The organism is Thermocrispum agreste DSM 44070 (genome assembly GCF_000427905.1).
Taxonomy (GTDB): Bacteria; Actinomycetota; Actinomycetes; order Mycobacteriales; family Pseudonocardiaceae; genus Thermocrispum; species Thermocrispum agreste.
The window spans coordinates 522,888-543,085 of the sequence record NZ_KE386604.1 but is presented as its reverse complement, the minus strand read 5'-3'; the positions used below and the strand labels follow the sequence as shown (position 1 = coordinate 543,085).

16 protein-coding genes and 2 pseudogenes are annotated in these 20,198 nt (G+C 70.0%); 8 read left to right on the top strand and 10 right to left on the bottom strand.

All coding sequences use genetic code 11. The annotated features are described in order from the left end of the window. Positions 1-571 (top strand): annotated as a pseudogene (locus YWY_RS23400) (hypothetical protein); the annotation flags it as partial. Next, complete coding sequence (locus tag YWY_RS0117270; RefSeq protein ID WP_028848636.1) at positions 568-1,356, top strand: ESX secretion-associated protein EspG; 789 nt, start codon at positions 568-570, stop codon at positions 1,354-1,356. The pseudogene YWY_RS23400 and the gene YWY_RS0117270, both read left to right, overlap by 4 nt. Positions 1,357-1,405: 49 nt before the next feature. On the opposite strand, the pseudogene YWY_RS0117265 reads toward YWY_RS0117270, so the two are convergent. From YWY_RS0117265 to YWY_RS22620, 6 genes and pseudogenes are all read right to left on the bottom strand, one after another. Continuing rightward, positions 1,406-1,555, bottom strand: a pseudogene (locus YWY_RS0117265) (Y-family DNA polymerase); the annotation flags it as partial. 864 nt (positions 1,556-2,419) lie between these two features. Beyond that, positions 2,420-2,812, bottom strand: a complete 393-nt coding sequence (locus YWY_RS0117260; RefSeq protein ID WP_028848634.1) for an ectoine synthase — start codon at positions 2,810-2,812, stop codon at positions 2,420-2,422. A gap of 80 nt (positions 2,813-2,892) precedes the next feature. After that, positions 2,893-4,155, bottom strand: coding sequence for a diaminobutyrate--2-oxoglutarate transaminase (ectB, locus tag YWY_RS0117255; protein WP_028848633.1), 1,263 nt, complete (start codon positions 4,153-4,155; stop codon positions 2,893-2,895). 47 nt (positions 4,156-4,202) lie between these two features. Next, complete coding sequence (gene ectA / locus YWY_RS0117250; RefSeq protein ID WP_028848632.1) at positions 4,203-4,739, bottom strand: diaminobutyrate acetyltransferase; 537 nt, start codon at positions 4,737-4,739, stop codon at positions 4,203-4,205. Between the two features lie 149 nt (positions 4,740-4,888). Next, on the bottom strand, positions 4,889-5,671 hold the full coding sequence (locus YWY_RS0117245) for a hypothetical protein (RefSeq protein WP_028848631.1): 783 nt from the start codon (positions 5,669-5,671) through the stop codon (positions 4,889-4,891). A gap of 96 nt (positions 5,672-5,767) precedes the next feature. After that, the gene (locus YWY_RS22620; protein WP_038045494.1) at positions 5,768-5,953 is read right to left on the bottom strand and encodes a hypothetical protein; all 186 of its coding nucleotides are present in this window, start codon (positions 5,951-5,953) and stop codon (positions 5,768-5,770) included. Between the two features lie 72 nt (positions 5,954-6,025). Here YWY_RS22620 and YWY_RS0117235 point away from each other — a divergent pair, with 72 nt between their 5' ends. Further along, entirely contained in the window at positions 6,026-6,952 is a 927-nt protein-coding gene (locus YWY_RS0117235) for a LysR family transcriptional regulator (RefSeq protein ID WP_028848630.1), read from the top strand. A 74-nt stretch (positions 6,953-7,026) separates the two neighbouring features. On the opposite strand, the gene YWY_RS0117230 is transcribed toward YWY_RS0117235, so the two are convergent. Further along, on the bottom strand, positions 7,027-7,926 hold the full coding sequence (locus tag YWY_RS0117230) for an alpha/beta hydrolase (protein ID WP_028848629.1): 900 nt from the start codon (positions 7,924-7,926) through the stop codon (positions 7,027-7,029). Between the two features lie 623 nt (positions 7,927-8,549). Then, positions 8,550-10,109 carry an alpha/beta hydrolase family protein gene (locus YWY_RS0117225; RefSeq protein WP_211227649.1) on the bottom strand — a complete coding sequence of 520 codons (1,560 nt, stop codon included), beginning with the start codon at positions 10,107-10,109 and terminating at the stop codon, positions 8,550-8,552. 187 nt (positions 10,110-10,296) lie between these two features. On the opposite strand from YWY_RS0117225, the gene YWY_RS22615 reads away from it, so the two are divergent. From YWY_RS22615 to YWY_RS22610, 3 genes are all read left to right on the top strand, one after another. Then, positions 10,297-11,493 carry a beta-1,3-glucanase family protein gene (locus tag YWY_RS22615; RefSeq protein WP_038045491.1) on the top strand — a complete coding sequence of 399 codons (1,197 nt, stop codon included), beginning with the start codon at positions 10,297-10,299 and terminating at the stop codon, positions 11,491-11,493. 247 nt (positions 11,494-11,740) lie between these two features. Then, positions 11,741-12,928 carry a beta-1,3-glucanase family protein gene (locus YWY_RS0117215; RefSeq protein WP_028848627.1) on the top strand — a complete coding sequence of 396 codons (1,188 nt, stop codon included), beginning with the start codon at positions 11,741-11,743 and terminating at the stop codon, positions 12,926-12,928. Between the two features lie 799 nt (positions 12,929-13,727). After that, positions 13,728-15,566, top strand: a complete 1,839-nt coding sequence (locus YWY_RS22610) for an Hsp70 family protein (RefSeq protein WP_245566714.1) — start codon at positions 13,728-13,730, stop codon at positions 15,564-15,566. 387 nt (positions 15,567-15,953) lie between these two features. Here YWY_RS22610 and YWY_RS0117200 read toward each other — a convergent pair whose 3' ends face one another. Both YWY_RS0117200 and YWY_RS0117195 read right to left on the bottom strand, forming a co-directional pair. Continuing rightward, complete coding sequence (locus YWY_RS0117200; RefSeq protein WP_028848625.1) at positions 15,954-16,739, bottom strand: HpcH/HpaI aldolase/citrate lyase family protein; 786 nt, start codon at positions 16,737-16,739, stop codon at positions 15,954-15,956. Beyond that, complete coding sequence (locus YWY_RS0117195) at positions 16,736-17,716, bottom strand: MaoC family dehydratase (protein WP_028848624.1); 981 nt, start codon at positions 17,714-17,716, stop codon at positions 16,736-16,738. Before YWY_RS0117195 ends, YWY_RS0117200 begins: the two co-directional genes overlap by 4 nt. A gap of 113 nt (positions 17,717-17,829) precedes the next feature. Here YWY_RS0117195 and YWY_RS0117190 point away from each other — a divergent pair, with 113 nt between their 5' ends. Then, positions 17,830-19,020, top strand: coding sequence for an MmgE/PrpD family protein (locus YWY_RS0117190; protein WP_028848623.1), 1,191 nt, complete (start codon positions 17,830-17,832; stop codon positions 19,018-19,020). Further along, entirely contained in the window at positions 19,017-20,198 is a 1,182-nt protein-coding gene (locus YWY_RS0117185) for a CaiB/BaiF CoA transferase family protein (RefSeq protein WP_028848622.1), read from the top strand. The genes YWY_RS0117190 and YWY_RS0117185 overlap by 4 nt, the downstream gene beginning before the upstream one ends.

The following is a 20,198-nucleotide window of genomic DNA, read 5'->3' as shown; positions in this document are numbered from 1 at the left end:
GGAGGAAGCGCGCCGCCGCCAGGAAGAAGCCCAGCGGCAGGCCGAAGAAGCCCGCCGCCGCATGGAAGAGGAAGCCCGCCGCCAGCGGGAGGCCGCCGAGGAGCAGGCGCGGCGTGCCCGCGAAGCACTGAGGACCAGCTCGTTCTCGCCGGGCGAGTTCAAGCCGGGTGAGTTCAAGCCGGGCAAGTTCGGCGGCACGTCGGCCTCCAGCTTCTCGCCGTCGGACTTCGCCGGTTCCGGTGTGGGCGGTGGCGCAGGCAGCCTGTCACCGGGGGCCTTCGGCGGCAGCGGGGCGGCGTCCGGGGCACCCACCGGCGACGGGCGTGCCAGTGGCGCGGTCGGATTCGGCTCGGGTGCGGCCGGTGGTGCCGCTGCGGCCGCGGCCGGTCGCGCGGCAGGCATGGGCGGCATGCGCGGCGGCATGCCGATGGGCATGATGGGCGGCGCGGGTGCCGCGGGCAACAGGGGCGAAGACAAACAGCACAAGCGCAAGTACATGGCGACCGAGGACCCGAACAAGTTGTTCGGAACCGACGAGAAGTCCGTCCCCCCGGTGATCGGTGACAAATGAGCATCATCAACGACATCGTCCAGCTGCCGCTGATCGGCGTGGACTGGCTGTGGAACTCGCTCGACCCCGGCCGGCCTCACCCGGCCCTTGGCCTGGGTGACATGTACGTCTCCGAGGACGATCGGCCCCGCATCGCCGGCGTCGTCGACGACGTGCTCGCCAAGCAGCAGCTCGGCTCGCTGGACGAGCCGGCGCCGGAGCTGGTGGAGACCCTACGCCTGCTGGCCACGGCCACCGACGAGTACTACGCGTGGGTCAACGGCCTCACGGTCGGCTTCACGGGCGCGATCCTGGTGTCCGGCAACGGCAAGGAAGCGGTGCGGATGGTGCGCGACCAGCAAGCCATGGCGCTGGCGCCGGTGCCTGCGGAGAAGCTGCTCGACGAGTTCCTCGACTCGATCAGGCCGGCCGAGGGAGCGAAGATCCCCCAGCTGAGCGTGCCCAAGGCGGGCTTCTCCGTGGAGGAGGACACCGCGGTCGACGAAGTCGTGGACGACGAGTTCTCCATCTACGAGGGCGGCGACGACGACGTCGACCCGGCCGCCCGGCTGCGGGAGCTGATGCGCGCCAAGCGCGAGGCGATCTTCCAGGTCTACACCGCGAAGCGTTCCGGCGGCTCCGGCCGCAAGAAGGTGGGCCCGTACGCGGTGGTCGACATCGTGGACGAGGGGCGCGTGGTCACGTTCGTGGACGAGTCGGGCGCGGAGCCGACGATCAAGTGCCTGCCCGGCGGCCGCGACGATCTGGTCAAGGTGCTGAAGGAAGCGAACGCGGCGCTCGGCTGAGTCACAAGCCGGGAAGTCGTGCGTCGTGGGCAGGCGCGCCCTTGTCGCGCGTCCCGGACAGCCTGGCCAGCCCGCCGACGTCGAGAAACGCCTCGTCGGTCGAGATGCCTTCGACCACCGGGGTGATGTCGCGGAACACGTCGAAGGCCGCCTCGCCGGCGGACACGTAGGCCTGCATCCGGGGTGGCACCACCACCGCGCGGTGCGGTGTGGATGCCTGACCGGCCAGCACGATCCGTCGGTACGGGCTAGGCCGGGAATGTCCGCGCCGCGGGCCGGCGCCCGAGACCCGGCGTACCCGCACGCACTGGCACCCTCCCACGACACGACACACCGCGACCAGCCAGGCCAGGCCCAGGCAGGCACGCCCCAGACCAGCACCCAAGACCCGACGTGCCCGCACGCACTAGCCCCCTCCCACGACACGACACACCGCGACCAGCCAGGCCAGGTCCACGTAGGCGCTCGTCTGGTGTGATCACCGGGCAGGCGCCGAGTGGGCGCGTGCCTGAGACAGGCCGTGCCTGATCGTCCGATCCGGGCAACTCCGAGTCGTCCTGGTATGTCGCGGCCGGGAGGACCGGCGTGTGCCTCCGCCACATCGAGGGTGGCCCGTGCACGCGCCCAGCCCCACGACAACCCCGGACACCCGTTGAGCGTGACTGCCCGGCCCCGCGCCGACACCTCCTGATGTTCGGCCGTGCGGTCGTCATGTCATGACTGCTTCGAACTCGCGGATCATGGCCACGGAGCCGACGCCACGGTCGTCGTGCGCGTCACCCGGGACAACCTGCACACATGGGAAAGCGGCCGGCACATCCCCTACGTGCCGGCCGCTTTCGGACCCCCGGTCGTCGCCTGTATCCCTCCGTGCACGGTGGTTGGCCCCCAGGGCCACACCGTGCCACGGCGTCCTGACCCCCTCCGTGCTCTGCAGGACCGCCGTGTGCGACGTCCGTTCACTCATTAAGAGTCGCGAGGGGGGCCAAAGGTTCCCTCGCCACCCGAACTTTTTTCCCGCGGTGGGCGAAAGCCCCCGCTCAGGGGCAGAAAGAAGGTCCGCTCAGTCCTCTTCGACGATGAGCGGGTAGACACCGTTCTCGTCGTGCACCTCACGGCCGGTCACCGGCGGGTTGAACACGCACACGGTGCGCATCTCGGTCTTCGGCCGCAGTTCGTGCTTGTCGTGGTCGTTGAGCAGGTACAGCGAGCCCGGCCGCAGCTGATGGGTCTCGCCGGTGCCCAGGTCGGTCAGCTCCCCTTCACCGGAGACGACGAACACCGCTTCGATGTGGTTGGCGTACCAGAATCGGTTCACCGTGCCCGCCTTGAGCACGGTCTCGTGCACCGAGAACCCCGCCTTGTCCCTGGCCAGCACGATGCGCTTGCTGCGCCAGTTCTCCGTCTCCACGTCGGCGTCGGTGCCGGTGATCTCGTCGAGGTGGCGGACGATCACGCCTCTGCTCCGTTTCTCTTCGGTTCCTTCTTCAACTGCTCGGGCCGGATTCCCCTCCAGCGCCGTCCGCGGTCAGGCGGTCAGCTCATCACCGCGTCCACCGAGGCACGCAGGATGTCCAACCCCTGCTCGACCTCGGCTTCGGTGACGGTCAGCGGCGGCAGCAGCTTGACGACCTCGCCCTCCGGGCCGGAGGTTTCCATCAACATGCCGCGCTGGAACGCTTCCCGGCACACCGCGCCGGCCAGCTCGCCGCCACGCTCCCCTTCGCCCATCTCGATGCCGCGGGCCAGTCCCTTGCCCTTGGCGACCAGCCCGGCGCCGGGGTAGGACTCGGCGATCTCGCTGAGTGCGTTGCCGATCCGCTCCCCCTTGGCCTTGGTGGACTTCTCCAACGTGTCGTCCCGCCAGAACAGGTTCAGCGCCTCGGCGGCCGTGACGAAGGCCGGGCTGATCCCGCGGAAGGTCCCGTTGTGCTCACCGGGCGCCCACACGTCCAGGTCGGGGCGGATCAGGGTGAGGGCCATCGGCAGCCCGTATCCGCTGATCGACTTGGACAGGCACACGATGTCCGGGGTGATGCCGGCGTCTTCGAAGCTGAAGAACGGCCCAGTGCGGCCGCAGCCCATCTGCACGTCGTCGACGATCAGCAGGATCTCGTGCCTGCGGCACAGGTCGGACAGCGCGCGCAGCCACTCGGCCCGCGCCGGGTTGATGCCGCCCTCCCCCTGCACCGTCTCGACGATGATCGCGGCGGGCTCGTTCAGCCCGCTGCCGGAGTCCTCCAGCAGCCGCTCCAGGTACAGAAAGTCCGGAATCTCGCCGTCGAAGTAGTTGTCGTACGGCATGGGGGTCGCGTGCACCAGGGGAACCCCGGCGCCGCCCCGCTTCATCGAGTTCCCGGTCACCGACAACGCGCCGAGCGTCATGCCGTGGAAGGCGTTGGTGAAGTTGATGACCGACTCCCGTCCGGTCACCTTGCGGGCCAGCTTGAGCGCGGCTTCCACCGCGTTGGCGCCACCGGGACCGGGGAAGATCACCTTGTACTCCAGCTCCCTGGGGCGCAGCACGATCTCGTCGAACGCCTCCAGGAAGCGGCGTTTCGCCGCGGTGTACATGTCCAGCGAGTGCGTGACGCGGTCGGAGGAGATGTAGTCGAGCAGGACCCGCTTGAGGTCCGGGTGGTTGTGCCCGTAGTTGAGCGCACCTGCCCCGGCGAAGAAGTCCAGATACGGTGTGCCGCTCTCGTCGTACAACCAGCTGCCCGTGGCCTTGTCGAACACCACCGGCCAGCTACGGCTGTAGCTGCGTACCCGGGATTCGAGTGCTTCGAAAATACTCACCTTCGCTCCGTTCGCGATTCGGGTTCGTCGTGCATGAATAGCCGGAATCAGCGCCGGATACGCAGGGGTCCGATCCGGTACAGGTCCTCGGGCTCGTGCTCGTCCGGGAAATCCTCCGCGGCGAACAGCGGGCTTCTGCCGACCTGCGCGTCCCAGCGCCTGGCGAATGCGGCGAACAGCGCAATGGAGGCCTCGTTGTCCGGCGTGATCGTGGTCTCCAGGTAGCGGACCCCGTCCGCGACCAACGGCGTGACCAACCGGTCGAGCAGCCTGCCCGCCACGCCACGGCCGCGCGCCCTCGCGTCCACCGCGACCTGCCAGACGACCACGGTGTCCTTGGCGCGCTGCTTGCGGTATCCGATGACGAATCCGACCGGCTCCCCGTCGAGGCGCGCGATCACCGACGTGTCGGCGAAATCGTGCGCCCACAACAGGTACGCGTAGGAGGAATTGAGGTCGAGCTTGCCGGAATCGCGGGCCATCCGCCACAGCGCCGCCCCGTCGGACTTCCGGACATTGTCGATGACTAATTCGCCGGCGGCGGCATAGCCACCGTCGGCGGAGGTGGTGCTGTTCCCCGACATAAGGGTTCCCAACGTAACCAGATCTTCCCGGTGAGTCCAGGGCTACTGACCGTAATCACCCGCCTCACCTGCGCAGACGATCCGCAGGTTGGTGAACGACTGTGACCATCCCAACCTTTCGCACCCGGCGGCCCACCGAGAGCGGCCGGTCAGGAACCGGGCTCGTCGAGGCCGATCCGGCGACGCAGGAGCGCCACGACGGCGTCGGCCGACTCGACCGGCAGCACCCAGTCGTGCCCGTAGACGCGGAGCCCGACGGCGGGCCCGGAGACTTCGTCGATCTCACCGCGGATGGCCCTGGGCAGGTTGGCGGGCGCCGTTCCGCTGATCGAGGCGTCCCACACCCAACTCACCGCCGACAACGGGTACTTGGTGGCGCGAGAACTGTCGAGGTCGAGCAGCTCGAGCAGGAACGAAGCGTCCTTGCGCACTTCGAGCGACGTGGTGCCGACCGTCAGCGCCACCCGGCGCATGCCCCGCACCGGGATCGCCCACTCGTAAGCGCTGTCGGCCATGTCCGGCACGAGCGGCATGGTCAGTCTGCGGGCGGCGCGTGCCGCCAAGGCGGGAACGCCGACCACGATGAAAGGCACCGGCACCAACGCGGCAAGCACCAGCGGCAAACTCTGCTCCGCACCGACGCTGCTGACCAGTACCGAGATCACCAGCGCCAGCGTGGTGGCCACCACCACGACGCGGGCGAAGACCGGCCACCGGCCGGGCCGCCGGCGAAGGACGATCCACAGCAGCACGCCCAGCGCCGCGACCACCCAGCCGGCGTAGGCGGCCCGGGCACCGCCCAACGGCCGATCGACCAGCAACGCATCGACGACAAGGCAGTAGGCACTCACCACCACCGGGACGCCGACGAATGCGAACCCGAGAAGTGCGTGCGCACGGACTTCACGCTCGCGGACGACCTGCGCGGTCACGTGCCACCCCCAAACGAAAAGCGCCGCGTCGCCGATGGTCCGACGATACGGCGCTGGAGGCGTCGAGGAGGAAGCTTTGCGTGATCCCGGCGGATCTCAGTCGCAGAACGGGCACGTCGGCGCGTGGCTTCCGGCCACCGCGGCGGCGCTGAGCATCCGCAGCTTCCCGCACGCGTCACAACGCGCGTAGATCACCTCGCCGGTACTGGTGTTGTGTCGGGAAACGACGGTGTAGCCGGTCCTGGTCTCGGTCGTGCCGGAAGGCAAGGTCGCGGTGCTCATACCTCCATTCTGGAGCCGTCCACTGTTGAAGTCCATTGCATGTTTCTTTGCAATACTGTCTAATCTCTCTTCATGATTGACCTTCGTCGGCTGCAGGTCCTGCGGGCCGTGCACCAGCACGGCACGGTCACCGCCGCGGCGGCCGCGCTCCATCTGACCCCCTCGGCGGTGTCGCACCAGATCCGCGAGCTGTCCCGGGAGCTCGAGGTCCCCCTGCTCGAGCCGCAAGGGCGCGGAGTGCGGCTCACCCCGGCCGCGCTGGTGCTGGTCGAGCACGCCGACGAACTGCTGGCGCGCTGGGAGGAAGCCAGGGCGGCACTGCAGGCGTATCGCGCGGGTGCGGCCGGGATCCTGCGGCTGAGCGGCTTTCCCACCGCGATGGCGCTGCTCGCCCCGGCGGCCGTGCTGCTGCAGGAGCGCAACCCTGGGCTGCGGGTGACCGTGCGCGAGTGCGAGTCCGAGGAAGGCTTCAAGCTGCTGCTGGCCGACGAGACGGATCTGCTGCTGTTGACCCCGACCGACAACGGCCCGGCGCCGGACGACCCGCGCTTCGACCAGCAGCCGATGATGTCCGAGCCGTTGGATCTGCTCGTGCCTGCCGATCACCCGCTGACCGGGAAGAAGAGGCTCGCGCTGGCCGACGCCGGATGCGAACCGTGGATCCTGCCGGTGCCCGGCACGTGCGATCACCACGACCGGGCCATGGTCGCCTGCGCGGTCGCTGGGTTCACGCCGCACGTGGCGCACTTCGCCACCGACTGGAGCGCGGTGGCGGCACTGGTGGCCCACGGGCTCGGCATCTCGCTGATTCCCCGGCTCGCCGAACTGCCCGCGAGCTTCCAACTGCGGCGCCTGCCGCTGACCGTCGAGCCGCTGCCGACCAGGCAGATCATGACGTGCGTGCGGCGCGGCAGCAGGAACAGCCCGCAGATTCAGCAGGCGCTGCAGGCCCTGCGCGAAGTCGTCGAAAAACGCGGGACGCTGGCCGCGGCCAGCTAGGTACTTGCCACGGCGCAGGCACACGCCTGCACCACGGGAGGCTCGCTTTCGTAGCGCGCCGGAGCGTAGGCCGGTCAGCGCGCGCTGTGCTCGGCGGTCGCGACCATAGCGCGCTCCACCGTGTGCTCGATGTACTGCACGTACCGCGCCCACAGCGCCGGCGGCAGCTCGTGACCCAGGCCGTTGATGACGTGCAGCTCCGCGCCGGAGATGGCTCGCGCGGTGGCCAGGCCGCCACTCACGTCGATCACGTGGTCGTCGGTGCCGTGGATGACGGTGGTGGGCAGGCGGAGCGTACGCAGCCGCGACGTCCGGTCGGTCGCGGCGAGGATCGCGGCGAACTGCCGTGCCCGGCCCGCCGGGTTCAGCCCCCGCTCGTACGTCTCCACCGCGCGGCGGCGCACCCGCTCTTCGTCCACCGGGTAGCACGGGGAGGGCAGCCTGTGGGCCACCCGCACCTGATGCTCGATGAATCCCTCACGGGTCTGCGGCGCCGGCTTGAGCAGCGTGCGCCACCCCGTCAGGGACGGGCGACCGACCAGCCTGCTGCCGGTGTTCGACATGATCGAGGTGAGCGACCGCACCCGGGAGCGGTAGTCGAGCGCCATCAGCTGGGCGATCATCCCACCCATCGAGGCCCCGACCAGGTGTGCCTGCGAGATGCCGAGGTGGTCGAGCAGGCCGACGGTGTCCTTGGCCATGTCCTCCAGCCGGTACGGGGACTGCCGCAGCAGCAGGGCGCGCAGCAGGTCGGCCGGTTCGTCCAGCCAGGTCGAGCGGCCGCTGTCCCGGTTGTCGAACCGCACCACGTAGAAGCCGCGGTCGGCGAGCATGTCGCAGAACTCGGCGTCCCACCACGTCATGGGAGAGCCGAGCCCGATGATCAGCAGCAGCGGCTCGTCACTCGGGTCACCGAAGGTCTCGTAACAGAGGTCGATTCCGTTGTTGACACCGCGCGCGAATTGCTCTGCCATGCCACCTCCCGAAACATCCCGGCGACCCGACCGGTCGGTTTCCCTACCACGGAGGATACGGTCATGCGGGTTCGCCCGGCACGCGTCGCACGGAGTATTCCCGATCACGGCCGGTACGACGACGGCAAGCGAGGTTACGTCGGACGGGTGCCGCACCGGCCGACCTCGGCCGCATGCGGGACCCGGCCTAGACAGGTTCGCTGCCGACGTGCCGACCCCGACGCCGGGAGAACATCGCCATGTGACCTTCCCGTCCCAGCGCTCCGCCGCACACCGGCTACCGACACCATCTGCCCCGCCGAGGCCCGGCAGGCACATACGACGCCCGAGTAGACGCCCCGGATGACCGGGACCGACCGACTCGCACACCGGCCGGGGTGCGAGCCACCGACGGCCCGGCGACATCCGCAGCCGCCACCAGCCAGCCCACCCAAGCCCACCGGCACACACACCAGCCACCAACCGACGCACAACGCCCCGGCAGGCAGCCACGTCAACCAACCCAGCTCACCCGCAGCCCGGGCGGCCAACCGAGCTCGCCCCGCAGCCTGGACGGCCGTCCTCCGCTCGCTGCCGAGCGACCGGTGCCGGGCCCGCCGTCGGCGAGCCCGGCGCCCGGGGCGTCAGCTCTGCGTTCCGACCACCGGCAGGTGGACCTTCATGTTCTTCAGCACCATGGCGCCCGGCACCCGGCTGCCGTGCCCGAACGACATGTCGGAGATCGGCGTGACCAGCAGGTACAGCGTCTGGCCCGCGGGCACGTCGATGGCCACCGACGGCAGCTCGATGTCCCGCCGCGGCTTGTCCACCACCAGGCCCGGCTCCCGCAGCGGCAGCATGTTGTTCTGCACGATCTTGGCGTTCAGCGGGCTGCTGCCCACCGCCAGCGCCAGGAACATCCTGCCGTCCAGCGCCAGCGAGGTGACCTTGGCGTCCAGCGTCGGCGTCCCGGCCACGGTGATCGGGCCCGAGGTGATCGGCACGGCCACCGGCAGGCCGACACCCACCAGGTTCGCGGTCTTGCCCAGCTCGATCGTCGTGTTCGCCTCCGTGCTGGTCACCGTCTGGCACCGGCCGCCCGCGGTGGCCAGGTGGTACTGGCCGAGCCCGGGGATGCTGACGTCCTCACCCAGCAGCTCACGCTTGAAGAACGCCAACCGCAGCTGGTTGAACGACCCACCGAGTTCCTGCGAGCACGGGTCGGACTCGGTCAGCCCGCCCGCCAGTGCCTTCAACGCGTCGTTCGTCCCCGGCGGCACGACACTCGGCAGCGTGTGGCCACCGTTGTAGCCGATCAGCAGGCTGCGCTCCCGCGCCTGCGGGGTCAGCAGCTTGTCGTAGGTCTTCAGCGCCTGATCCAGTGGGAACAGGTTGTCGGTGATCCCTTGCCGGATGAGCACCGGAACGTCCAGCTTGCGGCCCTGGGCGACATGCCAGGCCGGGCCGTTGCGCTCGAGGAACTTCTCCAGCGACACCGGGATGTTGCCCGTCACCAGCGCCTCGAGCAGCGCCGTCGTCACCGTCGTGGTGTGCGCGTCCGACGGCAGGCCGGCCAGGTAGAGCAGCAACGCCCACTCCGTCCTAGCAACGCCTTGCGGTGCGAGGCTTTCGCTCAGGCTGTACCAGGTGATCTCCGGCGCGAGCGCGTCGAACCGGGTGGTGCCGGTCTTCATCACCTCGCTGAGCGCTCCGACGTACTGGTAGCCGCCGCCGTACGAGCCGCCGATGGCACCCAGCACCGGGTCACCGGGTGCGTCCTTGGCCACCCACGGCTGCTCGGCGACGAAGTCGATCAGCCGTTGCACGTCCTCCCCCTCGACGTCCGGACGCATCAGGTGGGCCTTGCCGCCGCTGTCGCCGAAGCCGCGCTGGTCGAAGCTGAGCACCCCGAACCCGGCGTCGATCAGCCCGCCGAACGACGCCGACGGGTCGGTCTTCCTGCTGCCGCCCCAGCCGTGGCCTTCCAGGATCATCGGCACCGGGTTGTCCGCGCTGGCACCCGGCGGCTTGTAGAGCGTGTAGCAGATCGAGACCGGTTTGCTCGTGCCTGGATCCGGAACGCTTTCGATGCAGCCTTCGGTCACCTCGGTTTCCGCCGACGCCGCGGGTGCGGCCACCACCCCCAGTGACATCCCGGCCAGTACGGCCAGCACCGCGGACCCGACTCTGCGCACGCTCCCCATGAAGCCACCTCGCTCCGTGTCGATCGAGTACGCGAGAGTAACGATCACAAGGACGGTGAGGATGCGCGGAAGTGCACGACGGCGAGGACGGCTGGGGCAGACTCTCGCCGCCCGAGCGTGATCGGCGCCACACAGGACCCGTTGTCGACCCACACTGACAGGCACCCCTGCACTTCAAGGAGTCGACATGCGAGTACGAACGAAGGTGTTCGGCGCGCTCGCCGGAGTGGCCGCCGGGATCGCGGCGACCACGGTCGCGGTCCTGCCCGCGGCGTCCGCGCAGAACGCCGCACCGGACAAGCTGCCGATCACCGTCACCAACAACAGCGGCCGATCCGAGCCGGTCCACCTCTACGTCACGGGCGTCCGGGACGGCAGGCTCGGTTACGTCAATCAAGCCGGTGACTTCTCGGCATGGCCACCGGGATCGATCCCGCCGTCGCCCGCACCGGACGTGTCCATCCCGGGGCCTGCCGCGGGCCAGTCGACGACCCTGTACGTCCCGAAGAACATCTCCGGCCGGATCTACATGTCGTTCGGCGAGAAGATCCGGTTCTTCCTGACCCCGGACGGCCTGGTGCAGCCTGCGCCGTGGAACCCGAGCGATCCCAACCACGACATCCTGTTCGACTTCACCGAGTTCACCTACAACGACGCGGGCCTGTGGCTGAACAGCACGCAGGTCGACATGTTCGCCGTGCCGCACTCCGTCTCGGTCACCGGCGCCAACGGTCAGACCATCACCCGCGGTGAGCTCAAACCCGGTGGCCGTACCGCGGTGATCAACGGCCTGCGCAGCACACCCGGCTGGGAGAACACCGTGGTGACCCGCGGCGACGGGACGATGCTGCGGGCACTGGCGCCGGGCAAGGCGGCCGAGGTGGGCAGGCTCGACCCCGGCTACCTGCAGCCGTACATCGATCAGGCGTGGAACACCTACACCGGCAGGGACCTGACGGTGGTGCCGTTCGGCGATCGGCCGGACGTCCGGTTCACCGGCCGCACCTACGGATCGACCATGGTGTTCACCGACACCAGTGGCGCGCAGGTCGCCACGTTCGAGAAGCCGACCTCGAGCGACGTGTGGGGCTGCCACGGCAGGCTGCACGCGCCGAACGATCAGGTGATCGGGCCGATCGCCCGCACCCTGTGCGCGGCGCTGCACCGCGGCACGCTGCACTCGATCGACGTGCAGCCGGGCGGCAACCCGGCGACCGACTTCTACCGGGTGGAGCGCACCAACCACTACTCGCGGCTGATCCACGAGAACATGGTCGACGGGCGGGCGTACGGCTTCCCGTTCGACGACGTGATGGCGCAGGAGTCGCTGGTGCACGACGGCAACCCGCAGTCGGCCGCCATCACGCTCACGCCGTTCAGCTGATTCCTTCCCTTCACCAGCCCGCGGGGCCGCGTGCCCCGCGGGCTGTCGTATTCCGGTACCGTGCCGCGGCACGGAGTAGTCGATCTTCCGGCGCGGCCGGGGCGGAAGCGGAAAGAACGCCTTGCGCCTAAGTGCACCGTGACGGGAAGACCGGGCAGATCTTCACCGGCCGGCGTTGCGTGACGGACCGCACAGCGAGTGCAGTCGACACCCACAGACTGTGCGCTCTTCCGCCCAAGGAGTCGACATGCGAGTTCGAACGAAAGTGTTCGGCGCGCTCGCTGCGATAGCTGCCACCGCGGCCGCTGTCCTGCCGACGGCGACCGCGCAAAGCGCCGCACCGGACAAGCTTCCCCTGACCGTCGTCAACAACAGCGGTCGTCCGGAGCAGGTGCACCTCTACGTGGTGGGCCAGCAGAACGGCCAGCAAGGTTACGTCACCCAGGCGGGCGACTTCGTCCCGTGGCAGGGCGGCGCGGTCCCGCCGGTCCCCGCCCCCGACATCTCCATTCCCGGCCCCGCGCTCGGCCAGTCCACGACCCTCCAGCTGCCCAAGCACGTCTCCGGCCGGATCTACATGTCCTTCGGGGACAAGCTGCCGTTCAGCCTGACTCCCGACGGCCTGGTGCACCCCGCGCCGTGGGCGCCCGGCGACCCGAGCCACGACATCCTGTTCGACTTCGCCGAGTTCAACTACGACGACAGCGGCATCTGGATGAACACCACCCAGGTGGACATGTTCGCGGTGCCGCATTCGGTGTCGGTGACCGCGCCGGACGGGCAGACCATCACGCGCGGTGAACTCAAGCCGGGCGGGCGGAACGCGGTCATCGAGGCCGTGCGCAACACGCCCGGATTCGAGAACACCGTCGTGACCCGCGCCGACGGCACGGTGGTGCGGGTGCTGTCCCCGATCAAGGCCACCGAGCACGGGCTGATGGACCCGAACTACCTGCAGCCGTACATCGACCAGGTGTGGAACACCTACATCGACCGTGACCTGGTGGTGAAGCCGTTCGCCGACCAGCCCGACGTGGCGTTCTACGGCCGCAGCGACGGCGCGACGATGACGTTCCGCGACGCCAACGGCCAGCCGGTGGCGACGTTCGAGAAGCCGACCTCGGCCGATGTGTGGGGCTGCCACGGCAGGCTGTTCGCCCCGAACGACGCGGTCATCGGTCCGATCGCCCGCACGCTGTGCGCGTCCCTGCAGCGCGGCACCCTGCACACGACCGAGGTGCAGCAGTACGGCGCGCAGCAACCGGACACCTTCTACCACGTCGAGCGGACCAACCACTACTCGCGGATGGTCCACGAGAACATGGCCGACGGGCGGGCGTACGGCTTCCCGTTCGACGATGTGATGGCGCAGGACACCCTGGTCCACCACCCCACCCCGCAAAGCGCCGCGATCACCTTGACGCCGTTCGAGTGATCGCGGTTGGTGTCCTCGCAAACCGGTGACGGGGCGGCTGCGGCACGCGGCCGCCCCGTCGCTTCTGCGGTGGGACAAGATGCCGAGCGGCCGTGCGCTCACAAGGTGCGGTCGAGGGGTGGTGTGTGCGTGGGCGAGAAGGCGGGGATGAGCTGTCCGGCGAGCGGGAAGTGGCCGTGCGCCTAGGAGCCAGCCTTGCATCGGTCAAGCTCGTGGTGCACGTGCCGTGTGCGCGGCATGCACGGCAGCGACTCTTCCGACCGCGGGTTCGCCGGGCACGCCCAAGCATCGAGCACCGGCGACTCACCGTCGGAAACCTCGGCGCACGCCCAGCGGCAACCGTCGACCGGCCCACCGCCCACCTCGACACACCCCCAACCGCAACCACCGACCGGCGGTTCGAACACCATCGTCGGCTCGGACAACGACCACATCGCGACCCTGTCGTCCGCTGTCGTATCCGCTGTCGGCACGCACGACGGCTGCTCCCACCGTGGCCGCAAGTCGCGCGCACAGGAATCGATGAACGACGTCGCCGCCGGGCCGGGTACGGCGGCATCTTCCGGCTCCGACCTCCACACGGTGGGCAGGCACCAGCCGACGGCCACGTTCCGTCGCATCTACCTCGGTGTCGGCGCGCACGGTGAAGGACCGGTTACAACACGGACAGTGGCGTGGTGGCGGTGGGCCGGTCAGGTACGGTGACCTAGCTGACATCGGCTCGTCCAGAGTCGCAAGGGGTGGAGTGGTGTGGTACGGGCTAGGCGTTGATCTTGGGACGTCGTTCTGCGCCGCCGCCGTGGCGAGCCCGAGCGGCGTGCGCACGGTGTATCTCCCGCCGGACGTCGTCACGCCCTCGATCGCCTACCTGACCGCCGAATCGAAGCTGGTCACCGGCGCCGCAGCGCTGGACGGCACGGATCCGAAGCGCAGGGCCACCGAGTTCAAACGCCGGCTCGGTGAGCCGAGCCCGATCATCCTGGGCGGGCAGCCGTACTCGGCGGCCGCGCTGATGGCCGCCCAGCTGCGCGACATCCTGGCCGAGGTCGAGCGGATTCACGGCGGCCCGCCCGCCACCGTGGTGCTGACCCATCCGGCGATCTGGGGCCCGTACCGACGGGAGCAGTTCACCGAGGTGCCCCGGCTGGCCGGGATTACCAACTACCGGCTGATCACCGAACCGGAAGCCGCGGCCACCCACTACTGCCGGGAACGCCAGCTCTCCGACGGCGACGTCATCGCGGTCTACGACCTGGGCGGCGGCACGTTCGACACCACGATCCTGCGGGTCAAAGACGGCGGCGCGGAGATCCTCGGCACCCCGGAAGGCATCGAGCACATGGGTGGTGTCGATTTCGACGAGACGCTGCTCGCCGAGGTCGACAAGCGCGTGGACGGCGCCATCTCCCGGCTCGACCGCACCGACGACGAACAGGCCGGGCTGCACGAGAAGATCCGCGCGCTGGTCGTCAAGGCCAAGGAGGACCTGTCCATCGAACCGGACGTGACGGTGTCCGTGCCGTTGCCGGACGGTGCGCGCGAGGTGTCGATCTCCCGGCTCGAGTTCAACGAGCTGATCAAGCCCAGCATCGCGCTGACCGTCGAAGCGGTGCACCGGGCCGCGGCCTCCGCCGAGCTCAAGCCGGAGCAGCTCGACGCCATCGTGCTGGCAGGCGGCTCGTCCCGCATTCCGCTTGTCGCGCAGCAACTTGCCCAGGAGTTCGGCAAGCCGGTGCGCACCGCGATGCACCCCAAGCACACGGTCGCGCTGGGCGCCGCCCACCTGGCGCAGCGCCACCAGCCGAGCGAGGTCATCCGCCCGGCCGCCAGCCGGGTACTCGCCGCGCACGCCGCTCCCCCGGCTCCGGGCGCAGCTGGCCAGGCCACGCCGGTACCGCCGCCCTCACCGACGGCCACTGCGGAAACGACCCCACCCGCTGCCGCCGACGCCGGCTCTCGCGTGCCGTGGCTGGCGGTCACCGTGAGCGCGTGCATCGCCGTGGTCGTCGCCGTCCTGCTCACCATCGCGCTGCTGCCGTCCCCACCACCACCTGCCCAGCAGGCCCACCCGGAGGACGACAGCCACCGGGCGGACCTGTTCACCGACGGCTCCATCCGGCCCCCGTGGCGTGGGTACCTCGGCTCGGTGGCGAACTACTGGGCAGGGGTGCCGATCGGGTCGAAGGGCAACAGCACCGACACGGTCGCCGCGAGCATCGACGGGCTCGGCAGGCTCAACGTGACCTGGACCGGCAAAGGCCAGGTCTACCTGCAAAGCGGCGAGCCACAGCCGATGGACGACTTCTTCGCCCACTCCGACGCGGCCATGGTGTTCGACGTGCTGGTGCGCACCCCGCCCACGGACGAGACGACTCTGCAGGTGCAGTGCGAGCACCCGTGCTTTGCAGGCGTCCCCGTCTCCGACCTGTTCAAGCGCCTGCCGGTGAATCAGACCGTGACGGTCGCGGTGCCGCTGCGCTGTTTCGCCGAGAACGCGGGCACGCTGTGGCGTCCGGAAGCCATCGACACACCGTGGCTAGTGCTGTCCGAAGGCACGTTCGCCGCGTCGTTCTCCAACATCTACTGGTCCACCGACGTCGCGGAGGTGGAACCGGTGCCGTGCGATCAGCTCAGCTGACCCCGCGCGACCGCATCAACCCGAACACCGGCCCGGCACCGACATCGGCGCCGACACGACGCCCGTCACCGGAACCGAGCCGATCCCCCAACCAGCACAACTGACCCACGCGACCGCACCACACCCGACACCGGCCCGACCACCGACACCAACACGACGCGACACCCGTCATTGGAACCGAGCCAATCCCCAACCAGTACACGACCGCATCAACCCGAGGGTCGTGGTCCGAACACCGACACAGCAACACCGACGCGACAGCGTCGACCCGACGTCGGACCGATGCCCCGCGACCAGCTCAGCCGAGCTCGGCCAGCGGCCGCGTCGAACCGGGCGCAGGCCCGAGCACCGGCTCGAGCGCCGACAGGACCGGGCTGCCCGTGACGATCAGCGCGCTGCGCCTCCGCGGCTGAGCAGCCTTTGGGCGCGCAGCACGACCGGCCGGTCGATCATCTGCCCGTCCACCACACTCACCCCGCCGTTGGCGGCGGCCACCACCCGCCGAGCCCAGTCGAGCTCGGCATCCGACGGCCGCAGCGCGGCATGCACGTGCTCGATCTGCCGCGGATGGATGCACAGCTTCCCGGTGAAGCCGAGCTCCACCGCGTGCACGGTGTCCGCGCGCAGCAGCCCAACCTCGTCCAGCGACGTGGTCACCCCGTCCAACGGCGGCGCGCACCCGGCCGCGGCCGCCGCCAGCACCAACGCCGACCTGGCGTGCAGCAGCGCGTAGTACGAACCCGGATCGACCCCCAGTTCCGCGGCCAGGTCGACGCTGCCGAAAGCCGCGCGGATCACCCCGGGAGCGGCGCAGATCTCGCGCGCGTTGGTGATCCCCGCGGCCGTCTCCACCAGCGGAATCAGCTCGCCCGGCGGCAAGTCCGCTGCCCGCTCGGCCTTGGGCACCATCAGCGCCGTGGCCAGGTCGCGGACCGCCGCGACGTCGTCGTCGTGCCACGGCGTCCCGGCCGCGTTGATCCGCACGACCGCGCGGTTGCCGTCGGCCAGCCAGCGGGCCACATGCTCCCGCGCGGCCGCCTTACGTTCCGGCGCGACGGCGTCCTCCAGGTCGAGCACCACGGCGTCGGCGCCGCTGGCGGCCGCCTTGCCGAACCGGTCCGGGCGATCACCGGGGACGAACAGTAGGGTGCGGGCGCCTGCCAGGTCGGTCATGCCATCACCACCGTGAAGCGCCAGTCCAGCACGGGCTCGGCGGCGCTCGTGACCACCCGCAGGTCGACCAGCCCACCGCCGTCGGGCAACGCGTGCACTCCGGTGACCTCCAGCTCGCTGGTCAACGAGTCGTTCTCGTGCACCGGTGCCAGGTGGTCACAGCCCTCCCACGCGGTGACCGTGACGATGTTCGGCAGCGCGCGGCTGACGTGGCTGAGCGCCAGACCGATGGTGTGGCCACCGTACACCAGCCGCCTACCGCCTGCGGCCTCCGCGTCGTGGTGGGCACGGGCGATGTTCAGCGTCAACCGGGCCAGCTCGGGCGCGCTGGAGACGACGTCCGCCCCCTCCACCCGCCACTTCCGGCCGACGGCCATGTCGGCGAAGTGCTCGCCGGGCACCCGGTCCCGGAACTCGGCCAGCCGCCACCCGTCCACCGGCGGGGCTGGCCGCGGGACGTTGCCCAGGTCGGAGAAGTCGTCGCGATGCCCGGTCTCCCGCTCGGGGTCGCGCAGCGGCAGCATCGCGCACCGCCAGAAGTCCAGCACCGGTCGATCGTGCTGATCCACCGTGGTGATGCGCAGCGCAGCCATGCCGGTCGGCTTTCGCCCCGGCCGCCGGCTGTTCTCCCGCAAGCCGACCACTTCGGTGACCGTGCGCAGCGTGTCCCCGATCACGGGATACCGCCGGAACGCCAGCCCCCGGTAGAACAGGTTGGCCCGCACGTGATGCGTCACCAGGGTCGACTGCCCGATCGCGACGTCCCACACCAGCGCCGGGTGCGCCAGCGGCGCACCGTTACCGGTCACGTCCGCGCACAGCGCATGGTCCAGCGGCAGGCGCAGCCGGTCGCCCACGATCGCCTGGTGAACCGCCGCATGACCTTCGGTGAGCGTCACTCCTGGCGCGCCGGTGAACTTCTGACCGACGGTGAGCTCGTCGAACCACGGCCCTTCTGCTTTATCCGGCCATTTCATGCCGACAACCCTAGAACAGGCTTGACACCAGAGGCAATGCCACGAGATATTGGCCGTACATTTCACTCCACTCGCGTCACGAGCAACGTGCTGCGGCACCACAGGGAGCGCCGATGACGACAACCGCCGAGCAGCTGGCGGCGTGGGCGAGCGGGTATCGGCCCACCGCAACGGATCGGGACCTGGCCCGCCGGGCCCTGCACGACACGGTGGCGGTGACGCTCGCCGCTGTCGATTCCCGGATGACCGACCTCACCAGCGACTTGCCCGCGGCGGCGCGCTGGGCCGCCGTCGGGCACGTGCTCGACTTCGACGATCTGCACCTTGCGTCGACGGCGCACATCAGCGTCGTGTGCGTGCCCGCAACGCTTGCCGTCGGCGGCGACGAACGGGCCTACCTCGCCGGGGCCGGGGTCATGGCCCGCCTCGGCACCGCGCTGGGCTGGCAGCACTACGCCGCCGGGTGGCATGTCACGTGCACCGCAGGCGCACCGGCTGCCGCGGTCGCGGCAGGCGTCGCGTTGGGACTGTCGGAGGAGCAACTCGCGCACGCCATCGCGCTGGCCGTACCGCAAGCCGGGGGCGTGCAAGCCGCGTTCGGCTCGGACGGCAAGGCATTGCAGGTCGGCCTGGCCGCGGATGCGGGCGTGCGCGCGGCGAAACTCGCCGCCGCCGGAGCCACCGCCGATCCGGCTGCGCTGGACCAGTGGCTTCGGCTGGTCGGCGCGGGAGGACAGGTCGAGGTGTCCGGGCCCGCGGTGCCGTGCGGGTTGGCGATCAAGATCTTCCCGTGCTGCTACGCCTTGCAGCGCCCGATCGCGGCGCTGCGTGAGCAGATGCCGGACGTCGTGGCCGCCGATGTCGTCGGGATCGTCGTGCGCACCCCGGCTTCGGCGGTCCAGCCGCTGCACCACCACCGGCCGCAGACCGGCCTGCAGGGCAAGTTCAGCCTCGAGTACGCGCTCGCGGCGGCCTTGCTGGATCCCTTCCCCGGCTTCGCCAGCTTCACCGACGACGCGGTGCGCCGACCGGAAGCACGCCGCCTGGTCGAACTGGTCGACGTGCGGACCGAGCCAGGCGGGGAAGGCCTGCTGCACGGCACGTTCGAGGTGGACGTCCAGCTGCGTGACGGCTCGAGCAGGCACGCCTCGCTGGCCCTGCCGCCCGGCGCGCCGCAGCGCCCGCCGACGGAGCTGGAGTTCGCCGAGAAGCTGGCCGCCTGCGGAGCCAGCGAAGTATCCACCGTGGACTGGCAGCAGGCCGCCGGACTGCTCGCGGCCAGGCTGCCCGGGAGGGCGTCATGACACCACCACTCGCCGGAATCACCGTCGTGACCCTGGAGCAGGCCGTCGCCGCCCCCTACGCCACCCGGCAGCTCGCCGATCTCGGTGCCCGGGTGATCAAGGTCGAGCGGCCGGACGGCGGCGATTTCGCCAGGCACTACGACCAGACCGCGCTGGGCCAGTCCAGCTACTTCGTCTGGCTCAATCGCTCCAAGGAATCGATCACCCTCGACGTCAAACAGCCGGAGGGCGCGGCGATCCTGGACGACCTCGTCGCCCGCGCGGACGTCGTGGTGCACAACCTCGGGCCGGGAGTGGCCGACCGGCTGGGTGTCAGCGCGGCCAGGCTCCGCGCCAAGCACCCGCGCCTGGTGCACTGCACCATCTCCGGCTACGGGACCACCGGGCCGTGGGCCAGCCGCAAGGCCTACGACCTGCTGGTGCAATGCGAGACCGGCCTGGTGTCCCTCACCGGCACCGCGGACGACATGGCCAAGGCGGGCATCTCGGTGGCGGACATCGCCGCGGGCATGTACGCGTACTCGGGGATCCTCGCGGCGTTGTTCCGCCGGGCCACCACCGGCGAGGGCTCGACCGTGGAGATCTCGCTGTTCGAAGCGCTCGGCGAGTGGATGGGACAGCCGGTCTACTACACCCGCTACGGCGGCTCCGCGCCGAAACGGGTCGGCGCCCAGCACGCCACCATCGCCCCCTACGGCCCCTACACCACCAAGGACGGCGACGTCGTGGTGCTGGCCGTGCAGAACCAGCGTGAGTGGGTGGCGTTGTGCCGCATCCTGCTCGAGGACCCGAACATCGCCGAAGACCCCAAGTTCGCCACCGGTTCGGCGCGGGTGGCCAACCGCGACGAGTTGAACGCGATCATCCAGCGGAAGTTCGACACGCTGGACACCGAGACCGCGCTGCACAGGCTGGACGAAGCGCGGGTGGCCAACGGCCGGGTCAACTCCATGCAGGACTTCATCGAGCACCCGGTGCTGGCCGCGCGCGATCGATGGCGCACCGTGCCGAGCCCGGGCGGTGAGCTGGCCGCGCTGAAACCTCCCGCAGACATCGCGGGCGTGGAGCCCGTCTTCGGCCCGGTGCCGGCACTGGGCGAGCACACCGAAGCCATCCTCCGTGAACTCGGCCGCACCGACGACGACATCGCCGCTTTGCGTGCCGCCAACACCGTGTGA